Source organism: Rhodopila globiformis (assembly GCF_002937115.1).
GTDB classification, from domain to species: Bacteria; Pseudomonadota; Alphaproteobacteria; order Acetobacterales; family Acetobacteraceae; genus Rhodopila; species Rhodopila globiformis.
The window spans coordinates 35,506-51,372 of sequence record NZ_NHRY01000263.1 but is presented as its reverse complement, the minus strand read 5'-3'; the positions used below and the strand labels follow the sequence as shown (position 1 = coordinate 51,372).

The 15,867-nt window shown below is 66.7% G+C and carries 17 protein-coding genes; 8 read left to right on the top strand and 9 right to left on the bottom strand.

The genetic code is table 11. The features are described from left to right. Window positions 1–663, top strand: a complete 663-nt coding sequence (locus CCS01_RS28680) for a hypothetical protein (protein WP_146102012.1) — start codon at window positions 1–3, stop codon at window positions 661–663. A gap of 126 nt (window positions 664–789) precedes the next feature. Here the strand turns inward: CCS01_RS28680 and CCS01_RS28675 are convergent, their stop codons facing one another. Next, window positions 790–1,230, bottom strand: coding sequence for a DNA polymerase III subunit chi (locus tag CCS01_RS28675; RefSeq protein WP_104522190.1), 441 nt, complete (start codon window positions 1,228–1,230; stop codon window positions 790–792). A gap of 34 nt (window positions 1,231–1,264) precedes the next feature. Then, entirely contained in the window at window positions 1,265–2,755 is a 1,491-nt protein-coding gene (locus CCS01_RS28670) for a leucyl aminopeptidase (protein ID WP_104522189.1), read from the bottom strand. An 89-nt stretch (window positions 2,756–2,844) separates the two neighbouring features. On the opposite strand from CCS01_RS28670, the gene CCS01_RS28665 reads away from it, so the two are divergent. After that, entirely contained in the window at window positions 2,845–3,828 is a 984-nt protein-coding gene (locus CCS01_RS28665) for an L-threonylcarbamoyladenylate synthase (protein ID WP_104522188.1), read from the top strand. A 3-nt stretch (window positions 3,829–3,831) separates the two neighbouring features. On the opposite strand, the gene CCS01_RS28660 is transcribed toward CCS01_RS28665, so the two are convergent. Next, the gene (locus CCS01_RS28660; RefSeq protein WP_104522187.1) at window positions 3,832–4,164 is read right to left on the bottom strand and encodes a helix-turn-helix domain-containing protein; all 333 of its coding nucleotides are present in this window, start codon (window positions 4,162–4,164) and stop codon (window positions 3,832–3,834) included. Window positions 4,165–4,908: 744 nt separating this feature from the next. Here CCS01_RS28660 and CCS01_RS28655 point away from each other — a divergent pair. Together CCS01_RS28655 and CCS01_RS28650 are read left to right on the top strand one after the other, a co-directional pair. Next, window positions 4,909–5,199, top strand: coding sequence for an AsnC family protein (locus CCS01_RS28655; protein ID WP_104522186.1), 291 nt, complete (start codon window positions 4,909–4,911; stop codon window positions 5,197–5,199). Window positions 5,200–5,222: 23 nt separating this feature from the next. After that, window positions 5,223–5,702, top strand: a complete 480-nt coding sequence (locus CCS01_RS28650) for a DUF6362 family protein (RefSeq protein WP_104522185.1) — start codon at window positions 5,223–5,225, stop codon at window positions 5,700–5,702. A 136-nt stretch (window positions 5,703–5,838) separates the two neighbouring features. Here CCS01_RS28650 and CCS01_RS28645 read toward each other — a convergent pair whose 3' ends face one another. Genes CCS01_RS28645 through aroQ form a run of 4 tightly spaced genes read right to left on the bottom strand, consistent with a single transcriptional unit; the run spans window position 5,839 to window position 8,641 of the window. After that, entirely contained in the window at window positions 5,839–6,333 is a 495-nt protein-coding gene (locus CCS01_RS28645; protein ID WP_239992439.1) for a cupin domain-containing protein, read from the bottom strand. A 28-nt stretch (window positions 6,334–6,361) separates the two neighbouring features. After that, a complete protein-coding gene (gene accC, locus CCS01_RS28640) occupies window positions 6,362–7,702 on the bottom strand; it encodes an acetyl-CoA carboxylase biotin carboxylase subunit (protein WP_104522183.1) in 1,341 nt (446 codons plus the stop codon). Between the two features lie 4 nt (window positions 7,703–7,706). Next, complete coding sequence (locus CCS01_RS28635; RefSeq protein WP_104522182.1) at window positions 7,707–8,165, bottom strand: acetyl-CoA carboxylase biotin carboxyl carrier protein; 459 nt, start codon at window positions 8,163–8,165, stop codon at window positions 7,707–7,709. Beyond that, the gene (gene aroQ, locus CCS01_RS28630; protein WP_104522181.1) at window positions 8,162–8,641 is read right to left on the bottom strand and encodes a type II 3-dehydroquinate dehydratase; all 480 of its coding nucleotides are present in this window, start codon (window positions 8,639–8,641) and stop codon (window positions 8,162–8,164) included. Before aroQ ends, CCS01_RS28635 begins: the two co-directional genes overlap by 4 nt. A gap of 280 nt (window positions 8,642–8,921) precedes the next feature. Here aroQ and thiS point away from each other — a divergent pair, with 280 nt between their 5' ends. Both thiS and CCS01_RS28620 read left to right on the top strand, forming a co-directional pair. Then, on the top strand, window positions 8,922–9,134 hold the full coding sequence (gene thiS, locus CCS01_RS35920) for a sulfur carrier protein ThiS (protein WP_239992438.1): 213 nt from the start codon (window positions 8,922–8,924) through the stop codon (window positions 9,132–9,134). Window positions 9,135–9,145: 11 nt separating this feature from the next. Then, the gene (locus tag CCS01_RS28620; protein ID WP_170114678.1) at window positions 9,146–9,928 is read left to right on the top strand and encodes a thiazole synthase; all 783 of its coding nucleotides are present in this window, start codon (window positions 9,146–9,148) and stop codon (window positions 9,926–9,928) included. A gap of 236 nt (window positions 9,929–10,164) precedes the next feature. On the opposite strand, the gene CCS01_RS28615 is transcribed toward CCS01_RS28620, so the two are convergent. Further along, window positions 10,165–11,295, bottom strand: coding sequence for a type III PLP-dependent enzyme (locus tag CCS01_RS28615; RefSeq protein WP_104522178.1), 1,131 nt, complete (start codon window positions 11,293–11,295; stop codon window positions 10,165–10,167). Between the two features lie 230 nt (window positions 11,296–11,525). Here CCS01_RS28615 and CCS01_RS28610 point away from each other — a divergent pair, with 230 nt between their 5' ends. Then, window positions 11,526–12,449, top strand: a complete 924-nt coding sequence (locus CCS01_RS28610) for a YihY/virulence factor BrkB family protein (protein ID WP_104522177.1) — start codon at window positions 11,526–11,528, stop codon at window positions 12,447–12,449. A 207-nt stretch (window positions 12,450–12,656) separates the two neighbouring features. Here the strand turns inward: CCS01_RS28610 and CCS01_RS28605 are convergent, their stop codons facing one another. Continuing rightward, window positions 12,657–14,519: a Hint domain-containing protein gene (locus tag CCS01_RS28605; protein ID WP_104522176.1), complete on the bottom strand. Its 1,863-nt coding sequence runs from the start codon at window positions 14,517–14,519 to the stop codon at window positions 12,657–12,659. A 280-nt stretch (window positions 14,520–14,799) separates the two neighbouring features. Between CCS01_RS28605 and CCS01_RS28600 the strand changes: the two genes are divergently transcribed. Further along, window positions 14,800–15,492: a Crp/Fnr family transcriptional regulator gene (locus CCS01_RS28600; RefSeq protein WP_104522175.1), complete on the top strand. Its 693-nt coding sequence runs from the start codon at window positions 14,800–14,802 to the stop codon at window positions 15,490–15,492. Window positions 15,493–15,867: the final 375 nt, after the last annotated feature.

The following is a 15,867-nucleotide window of genomic DNA, read 5'->3' as shown; positions in this document are numbered from 1 at the left end:
GTGGTCGCGCCGGTCGCCGTCCCCACCAGCAGCCGCCTGCAGCGGACCGAGGCCGCCCTGACCGCCGAAACCGCGGCGCGGGAAAAGGCCGAGCGCCTGCTGAATGAGAGCCATGCGGTCGTCAAGGACCTGCAGACCAAGATCGGTCACGCCGAGCTCGCCAAGAATGAAGCGATCGAGGCATTGCGTCGCGAACGCGAGACGATCGGCCAGACGCGCGCCGAGGCGCAGGCATGGGAAGCACGTCTGCACGCGGCGGAAGAACGCGCTCAGGCGGCAGAAGATGCTGTCCAGGACTGCCAGAATCAATTGATCGAGGAGCGCCAGGCGCGCGTCGCCGCCGAAAAGGCGCTGGCAGCTTCCCAGGCCGCCTGCAAGGCCGCGGAGGAACGGGCCAGAACGCTGTCCGGACAAGCGGCCACACGCTCCCCGGCCGCGTCCGCCAGCCGGCAGGCCGCGAAGCAGCAGCCCGAGCCGGCGCCGGTCGAACCGAAGCGGGCCGAACCGAAGCGGGCCGAGCCGGCGCGGCGTGGGCGCCAGGTTGCGGAACCGCCGGCTGCCGACAAGAAAATCCGGCGTGCCAGAGTCGTCGAGGACAGCAGTCCCGAACCCGAACCCGTCAAGTGGTGGCTGAATACGAAACCTGCCGCGAAACGACGGTAAAGCGCCCCAAGTAGGCCGATTGGGCAGGCCGACCGAACAAACCGGCGCGCACGAACTGCCAGGCGACGGCCACTGCCGCGTGCCGCTCGCGTCCAGGCGGACAGCCAGCCCGGCCCGCAGAATTCGTCAGGCTTTTTTCTGCCAGCCGGTTTCGGTCTGCTGCCAGTAGGTCAGCACATGGCCCGCGGCCTTGGATGCCTTCCACCGCGCCCGCGCGGCTTCGACAACAGCGGAATCGTTGCCGTCGAATATCGCAAATACCCGGTCAAACTCGTCCAGACGGTCCGCCGCCACATCGTCGACCAGGAACAGGAAACGGGCGCCGTTCAACGCCTCCGGCGCCAGGCTGAGCCAGATCGGCTGCAGATCGGGATCCCCCTCGGCCGCCGAGCCATGCGGCAGCCACGCCGGCTGCGCCCACAGCGCCGCGCTCAGCCTATCGAGGTCCGCGGCCGATTTCGCCACGACAAGCGCCCGCTGCCCGGAGGCAAGCGTACGCGCCAGCAGGCGCGGCAGCGCCTGAGCCAGGGTTGACCGGGTCAGGTGATAGAAACCGATCTCGGTCACGCGCCTGCCCCGCGATGCCGCGTATGCGCGCCCATCATCCCTGCGATTCGTAATTGTCGGCCACCAGGCGGTCGAGCAGCCGGACGCCGAAGGCCGTTGCGCCTTTCGGAATGACGGCCGCGTCCTTCGTGCTCCAGGCCATGCCCGCGATATCCAGGTGCGCCCACGGCTTGCCGTTGACGAAGCGCTGGATGAACTGCGCGGCGGTGATCGAGCCGGCCGGCCGGCCGCCGACGTTCTTCATGTCGGCGATGTCGGACTTGATCTGCTTGTCGTAGGCCTCGTCCAGCGGCATCCGCCAGACGCGCTCGCCTGTCGCCAGCCCGGCCGCCGTCAGGCGTTGCGCCAGGGCATCGTCGTTACTGAACAGACCGGCGTATTCATGCCCGAGGCCAATAATAATGGCGCCAGTCAAAGTTGCCAGATCGACAATAAATTTTGGGTCATACTTCTGCTGCGCATACCAAATGACATCCGCCAGCACCAGGCGTCCTTCGGCATCGGTGTTGATCACCTCGATCGTCTGGCCGGAGTAGCTGGTGACGACGTCGCCGGGGCGCTGCGCGGAGCCGGACGGCATGTTCTCGACCAGGCCGATCAGGCCGATGGCATCGACCTTCGCCTTGCGCCCGGCCAGCGCGGCCATCAGCCCGGTGACCGTCGCGGCGCCGGCCATGTCCCACTTCATGTCCTCCATGCCGGCGGCCGGCTTGATGCTGATGCCGCCGGTGTCGAAGGTGACGCCCTTGCCGACGAACACCACCGGCTTGTCCTTCGCCTTGCCGCGCCCGTTGCCGGCCGCGCCGTTCCAGGTCATGACCACCATGCGCGGCTCGTTGGCGCTGCCCTGGGCGACGCCGAGCAGCGCGCCGAAACCCAGCTTGGCCATTTCCTTCGGGCCGAGGATCTCGACCTTGACCCCAAGCTCGCCCAGCGCCCGGCACCGATCGGCCATTTCGGCGGGATGCAGGGTGTTGGCAGGCTCGCTGACCAGGTCGCGCGACAGGAAGATGCCCTTCGCGGTCGCTTCCAGAGGCTCCCAGGCGGTGCGGGCCTTGCCGGCCTCGGCCGTCAGCACGGTCAGCTTCGACAGCTTCGGCTTGTCCTCCGGCTTTTCCTTGGTGCGGTAGCGGTCGAACCGGTAGGCGCGCAGCACGGCGCCCAGGGCGACGTCGGCGGCTTGCTGGGCGGTCAGGACACTGTTGGCGACGATGGCCGCCGGCTCCTTGTCGAGGTTGGTGACGATGGCGCCGCCGGCTTCCTCCAGGATCTTGCGGGTCAGGTCCGCGGGCTTGCCCAGGCCGACGGCGAGAATCCGGGTCAGGCCGGCGCCCGGCGCCAGGATCAGGCAGGTCTTGCCCTTGGCACCCTTGAATTCCGCCACCTCGAAGGCACGCGACACGGCGCCGCCGGTCGCCTCGTCGGCCTGTTGCCACAGACCCGAGGGTTTCTCGCCTTCATAAACCAGCAACGCGAACGCGCCGGATTTCGGCAAGGTCGGCTTGGCGAAGGCGATGTCGAGCATGCGTGGTGTCTCCAGTTCGTTGCCGGTGACCCTAGCCCGGCCCATTCGACTTTGCCATGTCCGGATGGAACGTTTAAAGGCTGCGCGGCATGACGGAGATGTTGACCGCGGACGCGCCCGGCATCGCCCGCGCGGCCGGATTGCTGCGCGAGGGCAGCCTGGTCGCGTTCGGAACCGAGACCGTGTATGGCCTGGGTGGCGACGCCACCAATGCCCGGGCGGTCGCCGCCATCTTCGAGGCGAAAGGCCGGCCACGCTTCAATCCGCTGATCTGCCACTACGGCGCGGTGGAGGCCGCGCTGGCGCATGTCGTCGCCGACGCGCGGACCCGGCAGGTGGCGCAACAGTTCTGGCCTGGCCCGCTGACGCTGGTGCTGCCGCGCCGCGCGGATTGCCCGGTCGCCCTGCTCACCAGCGCCGGCCTGGACACGCTGGCGGTGCGCGTGCCGGACCACCCGGTCGCCCAGTCCCTGCTGCGCCAGGCCGATCGTCCGGTTGCGGCGCCATCAGCGAACCGGTCGGGGGCGGTGAGCCCGACCACGGCGCGGCATGTGCTGGAGGGGCTGTCGGGACGGATCGCCGCCGTGCTGGACAGTGGCCCCTGCCGTGTCGGCGTCGAATCCACCGTGCTCGATCTGACCGGGCCGGGCCCCGTCCTGCTGCGCCCGGGCGGCGTGCCGGTGGAGGCGCTGGAAGCGGCCATCGGCCCGATCCAGCGCGGCGTGCCGCATGCGGTGGCGCACGCGGCGAGCGGGCTGCGGTCCCCCGGCCTGATGGTCTCGCACTACGCCCCGTCCCTGCCGGTCCGGCTGGACGCCGTGGCGGTGGCGGCGGACGAGGCGCTGCTGGCGTTCGGGCCGCCGCTGCCGGGCGCCGCCTGCCAGTTCCAGCTCAGCCTTGCGACCGATGCCACCGAGGCGGCGTCCCGGCTGTTCGAGGGCCTGCGCCGGCTGGACGCGGAGGGCGCGCGGCTGGGCGCCCGCGGCATTGCCGTCATGCCCATCCCCACCACCGGCCTCGGCCTGGCCATCGCCGATCGGCTGCAACGGGCGGCGGCGCCGCGGGGCGGCTGAGGCTCAGCGGCGGGCCAGGCGCCGGGCGGTCCGCAGCAACATCTGGCGGTCCTCGGGATCGCAGTCCCGGTACAGGCGCAGCAGAGCCAGTTCGTCGCCCTGGCGCGCCTCGGCGGCGGCACGCTTGTCGTCGCCGTGGACGAGGTATTCCACGCCGACGTCGAGCGCCGCGGCGATGCGTGACAGGTTGCCGGTGATCTGGCCGGTGCGCCCGGTTTCCCATTGCGCGACGGCGCTGCGGGAGACGCCGACGTGATGCGCGAGGTCGTCCTGGGTCAGGCCCCGTTCGCGCCGCTGGGTGCGGATGCGGGTCCCGATGTGCTGTGATGTGCTCATAAATGTTAGTTTAGCTGACCTTTGTCAGCTGATCCAGTGAATTCAGAAGGATAAAAGTCATAGTTCGCCAGATCGATCGGCCAGACACTGACGGCGGCGGATGGCAATTGATTTGACTGTGTCAGTTTCCGCCTAACACATTGAAATTACGACGTTTTCTCGCAAACTAGGTGCCCGCCATAACCCATTGATAACATTGACTATCCCTCAGTTTTTGACACAGTCAAACTAAGGCGATTCCCAAAAATAACTGCTTCACGTCAGCATTCAAAATTCGGCCGATACCCTGCCATTTATATTGTTGACCAGGAGCGTTAGTTTTTGGGGATCGCCTAAGAACAGCGTGACCGCCAGGCCGATGGGCGTTCTTCCGGTTCGTTCAGAATGGCCTGGCATGCAGGATGGGCCGAAGCGGATCGCTTATTCGGGCTCGGATCCTACAGGGCCTGATGCAGGGTAACCGCTCCACTTGCGGCACGAACGTTTCAACCGTCATGGCGGTCGCGGGGCCGCCCTCCACGCCTTTGCCGCGATCGGCACCGCAAGGATACCGGCTTGAGCCGGTGCCAGACGGCCCAGCTGCCGGCGCGACCCGGGTGCGCGGTCTCTCTCGGCGCCCGGCGGCTGTCACAAGGCAAATTTTCCTTGCTTCTTTGTTATTTTGATTGACGCAGAACGTTTGTTCCACTAACTAACGGCGTGTTGCTGAATTGTTCCGCAGGATCATTCCCGAGGGAGCCGCCGGTGCCGAAGAAAATCATCTGGACAGAAGGTCAGGACACCCAGATCCGCCGCCTCCGCACCGAGGGTGCGAGTTGGGACGTCATCGCCCTCACGCTCGGACTGGCCCGCTGGACGGTGATCGAGCGCGGCCGCGTCATCGGCGTGGCGCGCCCGCCGGCCAACGCCGTCGCCACGCTCGACGAATCCGACCGTCTGCCGCTGCCAGCCGGCCACAGCGGAAGCTGGGACGTCATCACCCGCGGCACGGTGCTGGAAGGCGTGCCTTTCCGCATCCCGCAGACCATCCGCTGACCGGGCCACGAAAGGACATGAGCATGCCGACAGTCCGTGCATCAAAGCCTGCCGCGCGGCCGGGGATCCGCCCGGTCGTGACCAACGGCTACGAGATCGACGCCGATTTCGTCATCTATCGCCTGGAGGAAGCCGGCGCGACCCTGCTGGCCCTGCCGAACACCGGCTGGTCAACCCGGTTGCGCAGTTCGTCCCTGGAGATCGTGCGCACCGCGCTGGAATCCTACGGCTGGACCGAGGCGCGCATCCGTCCCGTGACGCCGTCGGCGGAGAAGATCACCCGCATGGACGAAGCCCTGAGCTGGATTTCGCTGATTCCGCTCGACCGCTACGTCCTGCGCCGCATCGTCGGCGCCCGCAGCCTCGTGCATCCGATCACCGATCGGCATCTGTTCCCCTGGCGGCGGCTGGGCGCGGCGCTCGGCGCCGATCACAAGGCGGTCCAGCGCTGGCACGCCCAGGGCATTCGCATCATTGTCGAGGCGTTGAAGGCGCTGGCTTAGAGCAATATCGGCCTGACTGGAGCTCGCGGGGCGATTTCAGGCCGATGAAATGGCGCACGAAACAGGAGTTGGAGCATGCTCGCTCAGAGCGGGAACGCTCCAGCGCCAGTCGCTATCCGCCCCAGTCGCTGTCCCCCTATGACGGCTGGCGATGGATCGGGTCCACCCAGTACACCGCCTCGGGCTTTTCCACCGGCTCGATGTCGAGGTTGACCACGACCGCCTCGTTGTCGCTGCGCACCAGCACGCATTCCAGCGTCTCGTCGGTGCTGGCGTTAATCTCCTGGTGCGGCACGTAGGGCGGGACGAAAATGAAATCCCCGGCCTCGGCTTCGGCGACGAATTCCAGCGCCTCGCCCCAGCGCATCCGGGCCTTGCCGCGGACGACGTAGATCACGCTCTCCAGTGCGCCGTGGTGATGCGCGCCGGTTTTCGCATTGGGATGGATGGCGACCGTGCCGGCCCAGATCTTCTGCGCGCCGACCCGCGCCGCGTTGATCGCCGCCGCCCGGTTCATCCCAGGCGTCTGCGGCGTGTTGGTGTCGAGCTGGTCGCCTCTGATCACCCGGACACCGTTGACCTTCCAGTCAACCGTGCCGGGTACCGGTGTTGATTCGTGCTGATGACTCAAGGCTTTCCTTCCTCCTGAAGGAAAAAACCTAGCCGCCAGCGACAAATTTCTCCAGCCAATGGATCGTGTAGTCACCCGCCTGGAACTGCGGGTCATCGACGATCCGCTGGTGCAGCGGGATGGTCGTCTTGATGCCGACCACCGCGAATTCATCCAGCGCGCGGCGCAGCCGATTGATCGCCTCTTCGCGCGTGGCCGCATGCACGATCAGCTTGGCGACCAGGCTGTCGTAGTTCGGCGGCACGAAGTAGCCGGCATACAGCGCCGAATCGACTCGCACGCCCAGGCCGCCCGGCGCGTGGTACGCAATCACCCGCCCCGGCGTCGGCATGAAGGTCTGCGGATCCTCGGCGGTGACCCGGCATTCGATCGCGTGGCCATTGAACGTCACGTCGCGCTGCTCGTAGCCGAGCCTGGCACCGGCGGCGACGCGGATCTGCTCGCGCACCAGGTCGATCCCGCAGAGCATTTCCGTCACCGGATGTTCCACCTGCAGGCGGGTGTTCATCTCGATGAAGGCGAACTGGCCGTCCTGGTAGAGGAACTCCAGCGTGCCGGCGTTGCGGTAGCCCAGCTTGCGCAGCGCCGCCGTCGCCGTTTCGCCCAATGCGTCCCGCTGGGCGGCCGAGATCGCCGGGGAGCCGGCCTCCTCCAGCACCTTCTGGTGTCGCCGCTGCAGGCTGCAGTCGCGCTCACCGAAGTGCACCACGTTGCCGTGGCCGTCGGCCATGATCTGCAGCTCGATGTGGCGCGGCTTGTCGAGGTATTTCTCCATGTAGACCGCGTCGTTGCCGAACGCGGCGCGCGATTCGGTGCGCGCCAGGCGATAGGCGTCCTCGAGCTCCGACGGGTCGCGCGCTACCTTCATGCCGCGCCCGCCGCCGCCCGCCGCCGCCTTGATCAGCACCGGGTAGCCGATGCGGGACGCGACGCTGCGCGCGGTCTCCAGGTCTGGCATCTCACCGTCCGAGCCCGGCACGAGCGGCACGCCGACCGCCGCCATTGCCGTCTTGGCGGCGATCTTGTCGCCCATCATGCTGATGTGCTCGGCCGACGGGCCGATGAAGGTCAGGCCGTGCGCGCTGACCATGTCGGCGAAACTGGCGTTCTCCGACAGGAAGCCATAGCCTGGATGGATGGCGTCCGCCCCGGTGATCGCCGCGGCCGAGAGGATGGACGGGATGTTGAGGTAGCTGTCCTTGGCGGGCGGCGGGCCGATGCAGACGCTCTCGTCCGACAGGCGCACGTGCATGGCGTCGGCGTCGGCGGTGGAATGCACCGCCACGGTGGCAATTCCCAGCTCGCGGCAGGCGCGCTGGATGCGAAGAGCGATCTCGCCCCGGTTGGCGATGAGGATTTTCTGAAACAAGAGACTATTCCAGGATCATCAGCACTTCGCCATACTCGACCGGCGCGCTGTGCTGCACCAGGATCGACGAAACCGTGCCGGATTTCGGCGCCTTGATCTGGTTGAACGTCTTCATCGCCTCGATCAGCAGCAGCGTCTGCCCGGCGGTGACCTGCTGCCCCGCGGTGACGAAGGGCGGCGCTCCGGGCTCGGGCGACAGGTAGGCGACGCCGACCATCGGGCTGGTGACGGCGCCCGGGTGGTTCGACAGGTCCTGCACCACCGGCGCCTGCGGAGCCGCGGCCTGGAGCGGCGCGGCAGCGGCCGCCGGCGCGACCGAGGTCAGCACCGTCGTCGGCGCCACGTTCCGCACGACGCGAATACGGCTGTCCTTGTCGGCGATTTCGATCTCAGAGAGGCCGGTCTCGGCCAGCACCATGGCAAGAGCGCGGATGGCATCGGGATCGATGGGAATACGGGTCAACGAAGGTCCTCCAGAAGATCTGCCATCGCCTGCAAGGCCATGGCATAGCCGCGCACGCCAAGTCCACAAATGACACCGGTCGCGGCCAGCGAGACGTACGAGTTGCGCCGGAACGGTTCCTGCCGGTGGATGTTGCTGATATGTACCTCGATCACCGGCAGGTCGGTCGCCAGCAGCGCGTCCATCAAGGCAACCGACGTCGTGGCGAAGCCGGCGGGAGCGATGACGATCCCCGCTGCCCGGCCGCGACATTCCTGCACCCAGGTCACCAGTTCCCCCTCGCCGTTGGTCTGGCGGAAGTCGATCGCCAACCCGGCCGCCTCAGCCGCTTCGGCGCACAGCGCCTCCACGTCGTCCAGCGTGGCCCGGCCATGGACGTCCGGCTGCCCAAGGCCCAACATGTTCATGTTAGGCCCGTTCAGCACCGCCACCAACGGTCGGATTGCAGAATGAGGCATAACCACCGCGCGTAGCATAGGCCGCGCCTGTGGTCCATGACTGTGAAAGGAAGGCGAGGGGCTCCGCCCCTCGACCCCGCCAAGGGCCGACGGCCCTTGGAACCCGGTAATGGCGGATGAACAGGAGGGGGGCAACACAGCCGTTGCAACGGCACGGTCGCCCCCCTCCTGTTCATCCGCCGTCATGGGATCAAAGGGGCTTCGCCCCTTTGCGGGTCCAGGGCGGAGCCCTGGCCTTCCCTTCCCCAGCATTGCCGCCGGGCGGCGGGCGCACCATACTGGTGGCATGAACAGTTCTGTGACATTGACCCTGAACGGCGAAAGCAGGGTGTTCGAGGGACCCGCGGATGGGCCGCTGTCGGTCTCGGCGCTGCTCGCGGCGCTTGGCCTGGACACGCGCAAGGTGGCGGTGGAGCGGAACGAGGAGATCGTCCCGCGCTCGCGCTATGCCGAGACCTGGCTGGCGAGCGGGGACTCGCTTGAGATCGTGCACTTTATCGGTGGAGGCTGAGCATGGACGGAATGAGCACGGCTGACGACACCTGGACCGTCGCAGGCCGGACCTTCCGGTCCCGGCTGATCGTCGGCACCGGACGCTACAAGGACCTGGAGGAAACCGGCCGCGCCATCGAAGCGAGCGGGGCGGAGATCGTCACCGTCGCGGTGCGGCGGGTGAACCTGTCGGATCCGAACGCGCCGATGCTGCAGGATTACGTGGATCCGAAGAAATACACCTACCTGCCGAACACGGCGGGCTGCTTCACCGCCAACGAGGCCGTGCGCACGCTGCGCCTGGCGCGGGAGGCCGGCGGGTGGAACCTGGTAAAGCTGGAGGTGCTGGGGCCGGCGCCCCTGCTCTACCCCGACATGCCGGGCACGTTCGAGGCGGCCGAGGCGCTGATCAAGGACGGGTTCGAGGTGATGGTGTACTGCGCCGACGACCCGTTGGCGGCGAAGCGGCTGCAGGATATGGGCTGCGTGGCGATCATGCCGCTGGGCGCGCCCATTGGCTCGGGGCTGGGCTTGCAGAACCCGGCGATGATCAGCCTGATGCGGGAGCAGATCACCGTGCCGTTCCTGGTCGACGCCGGCGTCGGCACCGCCTCCGACGCGGCGATCGCGATGGAACTGGGCTGCGACGCGGTGCTGCTGAATTCCGCCATCGCCCATGCCAGGAATCCGGTGCTGATGGCGCGCGCGATGAAGGCCGCGATCGAAGCCGGGCGGCTGGCCTATCTGGCCGGGCGTATGCCGCGGCGTATGGGCGCCGATCCGTCCAGCCCGCTGACGGGTCTGATCCGGTAACGAGGGCAAGCCGCGGGCAGGCTGGGGTGACGGCACGGCCGTTCCTACACCGTCATGGTGGGCGGAGGCCCACCATCCACGCCTTCTGCCGATACCGGCACCGCAAGGCGTGGATGGCGGCCATGCGGCCGCCATGACGACGGAGCGGTCGCACCGCCGGCGCCCCTATAGTGACGCCTATGGGGCCTGCCCCCGGCATGACGGGATGGCGACGGCCGCCCCGTCATCGATACTCTTTACAAATAGTACTCCGCCAGCGGCGCGAAGCCGTTGAACTTCGTGCTGGCATAGGTCGAGACATACGCGCCGGTGGACAGCAGCTCAACCCGGTCGCCCGATTTCAGCGCCAGCGGCAGGCGATAGTTGGTTTTCTCGTACAGGATATCGGCGCCGTCGCAGGTCGGCCCGGCGATCGCCACCGGGCCCATCCGGGTGCCGTCATGCGGCGTGGTGATTCGATACTTGATCGACTCGCCCTCGGTCTCGGCCAGGCCGCCGAAGCGCCCGATGTCCAGGTACACCCAGCGCACCGGATCGTTGCGGTCGCGCCGGCTGACCAGCACGACCTCGGCCGCGACAAGACCGGCGTCGCCGACGATGAAGCGGCCCGGCTCGACCAGCATCTCCGGCAGGGCGTTGCCGAAATGCTCGGTCATTGCCCGCATGATCGCGTTGCCGAACTGGTCGATTCCCGGCACCTCGTCGCGATACCGGGTCGGGAACCCACCGCCGAGGTTGATCATGCGCAGGTTGACGCCGGCCTCGGTCAGGTCGGTGAACAGCATCGCAACCTTGCCGATGGCGGCTTCATACGCCTGCGTCGTGGTCTGCTGGCTGCCGACGTGGAACGACAGGCCGTACGGGTCGAGCCCAAGCGTTGCGGCCTCGGTCATCAGCTCCTTCGCGCTTTCGATCGTCGTGCCGAACTTGCGCGACAGCGGCCAGTCGGCGCCGGCGTTCTCCACGCGGATGCGGCAATAGACGCGCGATCCGGGCGCGTGGGCGGCCAGCTTCTCCAGTTCCTCACGCGAATCGAACGCGAACAGGCCGACGCCGCGTTCGTGCGCCTGGCGGATCGCCGACACCTTCTTGATGGTGTTGCCGAAGCTGATCGCCTCGGGCCGCGCGCCGGCGTCGAGACACGCCGTCACTTCCTCGATACTGGCGGCATCGAAGTGGCTGGAGAGGCCGACGAGGCGCTGCAGGATCTGCGGCGCCGGATTCGCCTTGACGGCATAGTAGATACGCGCCAGCGGCAAGGCGTTCCTCAGCGCGCGGAAGTTCTCCTCCACGCGGTCGACGTCCAGCACCAGGCACGGCGTCGCCGGCTGATGCTGGGCCAGGAAACGGGCGATTTTTGGGGTCATCGCGCCGGGCCTCCCTCCTATGAACGCTCATCTATCCAGGCGATGAGCGTAGTTAACGAAACGGTCGAACGAACCAGCGACCATGCGATTGCCAGAACGCTTGACGTCGTTGCGTAACCACAGAGGGCCAGAGGCACGTGCGTTGCTGCGTGGGGGCCACTTAAGACCGCTTTCCCTCCCTTGCAACAGGAAATATCTGAGTGGCTTCAACTCTGCCGTGGTCGTGCCGCATGCCCGCCCAAGCTGATCGAAACGAGGTGACCGTGCCCGAGGACGGCCCCACCGCCGAACCGGCCCGCGCCCGCTACGCCAGGCTGGTGCGGGATACCCTGCTGGCCAGCACCACCGACCGGATTTCCCTGGCGGCGGCTGGCTGCGCGTTCTACGCCACCCTGGCGCTGTTTCCCGCCATCAGCATGCTGATCTCGATGATGGGCCTGGTGCTCGCCCCGGTCACCGCCGAGCAGCATCTGGCAGCCCTGGCCGGGCTGCTGCCGCCGCAGGCATTCGGCCTGATCGCCAACCGGGTGCACCAGCTTGTCCACAAAAGCGGCGGCGAGCTGAGCGCGCACCTGGCGATCAGCTTCCTGCTGACCTTCTGGAGCAGTTCCACCGGCAGCAAGTCGGTGCTGTCCGCAGTGAACATCGCCTATGACGTCACCGAGCGGCGCCCGTTGCTGCGGTTCCAGTTGATCGGCCTGTCGATGACCCTGATTGCCGTCCTGTGCGCGATCCTGGCCATCGCGGTGCTGGTGCTGCTGCCGCCGGCGATCAGCTTCCTGGGCCTGACGCGGCATGGCGGCAGCCTGGTGCATGCGGCCGGCATGGCCATGCTGATTGGCTTCTTCTTTGTGGCCATTGCGCTGCTGTACCGCTTCGGCCCGCTGCGGCGGGTCCCAAGGCGGCCGCGCATCGCGCCCGGCGCGGCGCTGGCGACCGTGCTGTGGCTGGTCGCGTCGGAGGCGCTGTCGTTCTACGTCTCGCGCATGTCCAGCTTCGGCGCGACCTACGGGTCGCTGGCCGCCATCATCGGCGTGATGCTGTGGTTCTATGTGTCCGCCTATGCCGTGCTGCTGGGGGCGGAGCTGAACGCCCGGCTGGAGCAGGCCGACGCCGCCCGGGCAGACAACGGGGCCGACCCCGCCGCAGCCTGATCCCGGTTCCGGCGGCGGAACGCAGGGATGGCCAGCCGGAGCGGCGGTTCGGGTGGCGCGGCCAGGGATCGGGGCGCCGCCTGCCGGCGTGGCCTGGCGCGTGATCGGGTCAGGTTGACCCGATCGTGCTCTGGCGTCCTGGTTGACGCGGGCGATTGAGACCCGAGGTCGCCGCGCCGCCGCGCGCCGACCCCGGACGATCCCGCTCTATGCGGCGGCGCTGCGGTCGTTGCCGATCAGGTAGTCCAGGCCGCCGGCCCGGATTTCCAGCATCGACACGCCCGGCAGGTGAGGCAGCGGCAGAACGGCGTTTCCGTCCGTCCAGCGCCGCATCGTCATGCCGTTCCGCTCCACGTCCCACCAACCCTGCGACAGGGCCGGGTCGTCGAGGGCGATCGTGGTGACGTCGGTCGCATCGCGGAGGGTGATCTGCTGCACCTGGACGCCGAGCACGCGGCGGTCGTCCAGCCAGGGGCGCGCATCCGCCGGAGCGCCGGCGCGGGACACCAGCCGCGCCTCGGCCGTGCCGCGCGGCAGCGCGAAGATGAACAGCCCGTTCTCGGCGTACAGCGGCCGCAGGGCCCGGCCCTTGATCAGCAGGTGCAGGTCGGTGTCGCGGGTGGTTTCCGGGCTGACCGCCGGCTGGCCCAAAGTCGCCGCGCGATCGGCCAGGCGCTGCCAGACCGGCCGCACCGTGGGCTCGTCCCAGGCGAACGGCGCGCACGAGGCCGCCTCGCGGGTCGGGCAATCGGATTCGTCCATCAGGTCCGGGTGCAGGACCAGCGGGTCGCCGCCGTTGGCGAAGAAGCCGCGGTTGCCGGTGTCGAGGTAGCTTTCCGTCGGCAGGCCCTCGGACAGCAGGATGGCGTGGTGGTCGAGCTCGACGTGGAAATATTCGACGGACTTGCAGGCGGTTTCCCGGCGGATCGTGCTGCCGTTGACCAGTTGGCGGGCGGCGATCAGCTTGCCGTCCACGAACAGGGCGTGGTCGGGGGAGACGACCAGGTCGGTGTGCGGCCGGTTGTCGGCGAAGGCGTGGCGTTGGATGCGGATGGGAGCCGCCATTTCGGGCCGCGGATGCGCCGTCAGGTCGATCCGGCGGTAGCCGATCCACTTGACCGGTTCGGGGGTGAGCGTGTCGCCGGTGAGCGTGAGGACGATGTCGCCCGGACGCAGGGTCTCGACCGCCTGCTCACCGGATGCGGTCAGGATGCGGGTGCCGGCGGCGAAGCAGACGGTCGAGGCGAGGAAGATGTCGGTGTTGCCGCCTGTGATGACGGTATCGACGTAAAACGACCCGCTGCTGCCGCTGACATTGGTCAGGGTCAGGCTGCCAGCGCTGCCGAAGTCGACTGTTACCGGTGCGCCGGAATAGGAATAGAGGTTGGTGGCATCGCTGACGGTGACGATGCCCGCAACCTGGATGAAGTTGGTAGGCGCTGTGTCGCTGGCGCCGACATTCAGGCCCGACACGGTCTGGTTCAGGTTGGTGCTGGTGGCGGTGAAGTCAAGCACACCGGCCGCGCCGGCGAAGCTGAACGTGTTGTTGTTGCCGACAGTCGAGTCGATCTGAAGGACAGACAAACTCGCATTGGAGATCTCGTAGTTCAGCCCAGTATTCGCACCAATCCCGGCGCTGAAATCCAGCGTCCCGCCATTGGCCTCGATGGTGCCGGGACCGGAGACTGCCCCGCTGATTGTGCCGCTGCCAGCGAGCAGTGTGGCGCCAGTGCCGATCGTGATGGCCGTGCCGTTGGAAGTATCCAGGATGCCGGTTGAAAGCGTCGCCCCGCTGCTGCCAAGCGCGATCGTGCCGGCAGAAAGGGTGGTTGTGCCGCTGACTGTGAGACTTGTGCCTGCATTAAAGGCAAGCGTTGCATAGCTGGAGCCGATTGTCAGATCGGCAATCGTATACGAGCCATCGACAATGACGGTATAGGCGCTTTTTGCGGCACGACTGATGTCCGCGGTGTCCCCGCTTCCGGGAATGCCTTTCGCCGACCAATGTCCGGTCTGGCTCCAAGTGCCGCCTACCAATCTACCTGCTTTTACCCAACTGTCGATACTCATGGCCTCGTTCCTCACGACTGCTGCGTAAGCGTCCGACCGGATTAGCCGGAGGGCGCTTCCAAAGCGATTTTGCAACTATTTCCGATTGACGCGAGTTGCATTGACATGCAATACGCAAAATCACACTTGTCGTTTCTTGTATCTAGAATTGCGCTACGTCAGGTCGTTGATTGATAATTATCATTTCCGATAGTCGCCGCCCCGAAGTTCGAGATTCCGACCGTCGCTTACAACCAAAAGCTGTGGTGACCACCTCAAATCACAAAACGAGTGGCAGAACATGAGACCAGGAGTCGAAACACTGCGAGGTTTGCACGTTTTCGCCGCCCTCAACGCGGAGCAACTGCACGTTCTCAACGAACTTGGTGACTTGGCCCGGTTGGGGCCGGACCATGACATTCTCATGGAAGGCCGTACACCGTCGGACCTGATTTTCCTGATGTCTGGCGCCGCGGTCGCCACACAAGCGAACGGGGATCATGGCGATGTCCTCATTGACGTCATTCAGTCGCCTTCGGCAATCGCCTGTCCGGAAGCCATATTGGGTTTGCCATCGCGCTTTGGCGTCCGGACGATCAGTTCCGTGACGCTCGTCATCGTGCCCACCGCGCCGCTGCGGACATTGATCGAGCAGGATACGGAAGTCGCGCGCCGCTTTCTCAGCCATGCGCTGCTTGACCTGCATCGGCTACAGATCGAGATTTGCGAGTTGAAGCGCCATCCAGCCACACAGCGTCTGGCGCGCTATCTCCTTGGACTGGCAGACGGCGAGGACTCGGCACCGGCCCGCTTCGTGCTGCCACTGGAGAAACGATATATCGCGGCAAAAATCGGCTGTACCCAGGAAAATCTGTCGCGTGCCTTTGCGGCCCTGCGCCGCCTGGGTGTCGAAACACAGCGCGGCGTCGTGGTTATTCGGGACGTCGCGGTGCTGCGATCCTGTGCCGGCCTAAGTGTCTGTCCGAGAAGGTAGCCAATGGAATCAAGTGGTTAACCCACTGTTGATAGCAGAACGGTTTCGAAAGTAGCGGCGGTTTCCGCCGAGGAGCGACACCGCGTCGTCCGTAACCAGTTGGAAGATAAGGGAAACTTGTCGGGCAGACACTAACATTAAGCACACGATCGGCAGCAACAGCGCGAACGTTGCACGCCAAGTTCAACGGGAGCCATGGATCTGGCGACGCTTGCACCAGACCTGGTCACCGGCCATGGCCAGGCGGCGGGTGTGGTCGCGACAGGCCGGCGCATGACGACAGGGTATTGTTGGCTGGAATGGAAACACGCGGGCCCAGGGGGGGGAATCCCTGCGGCCCGCGGCCTCGTTGTCGATCGCTGCACGCATTGTCAA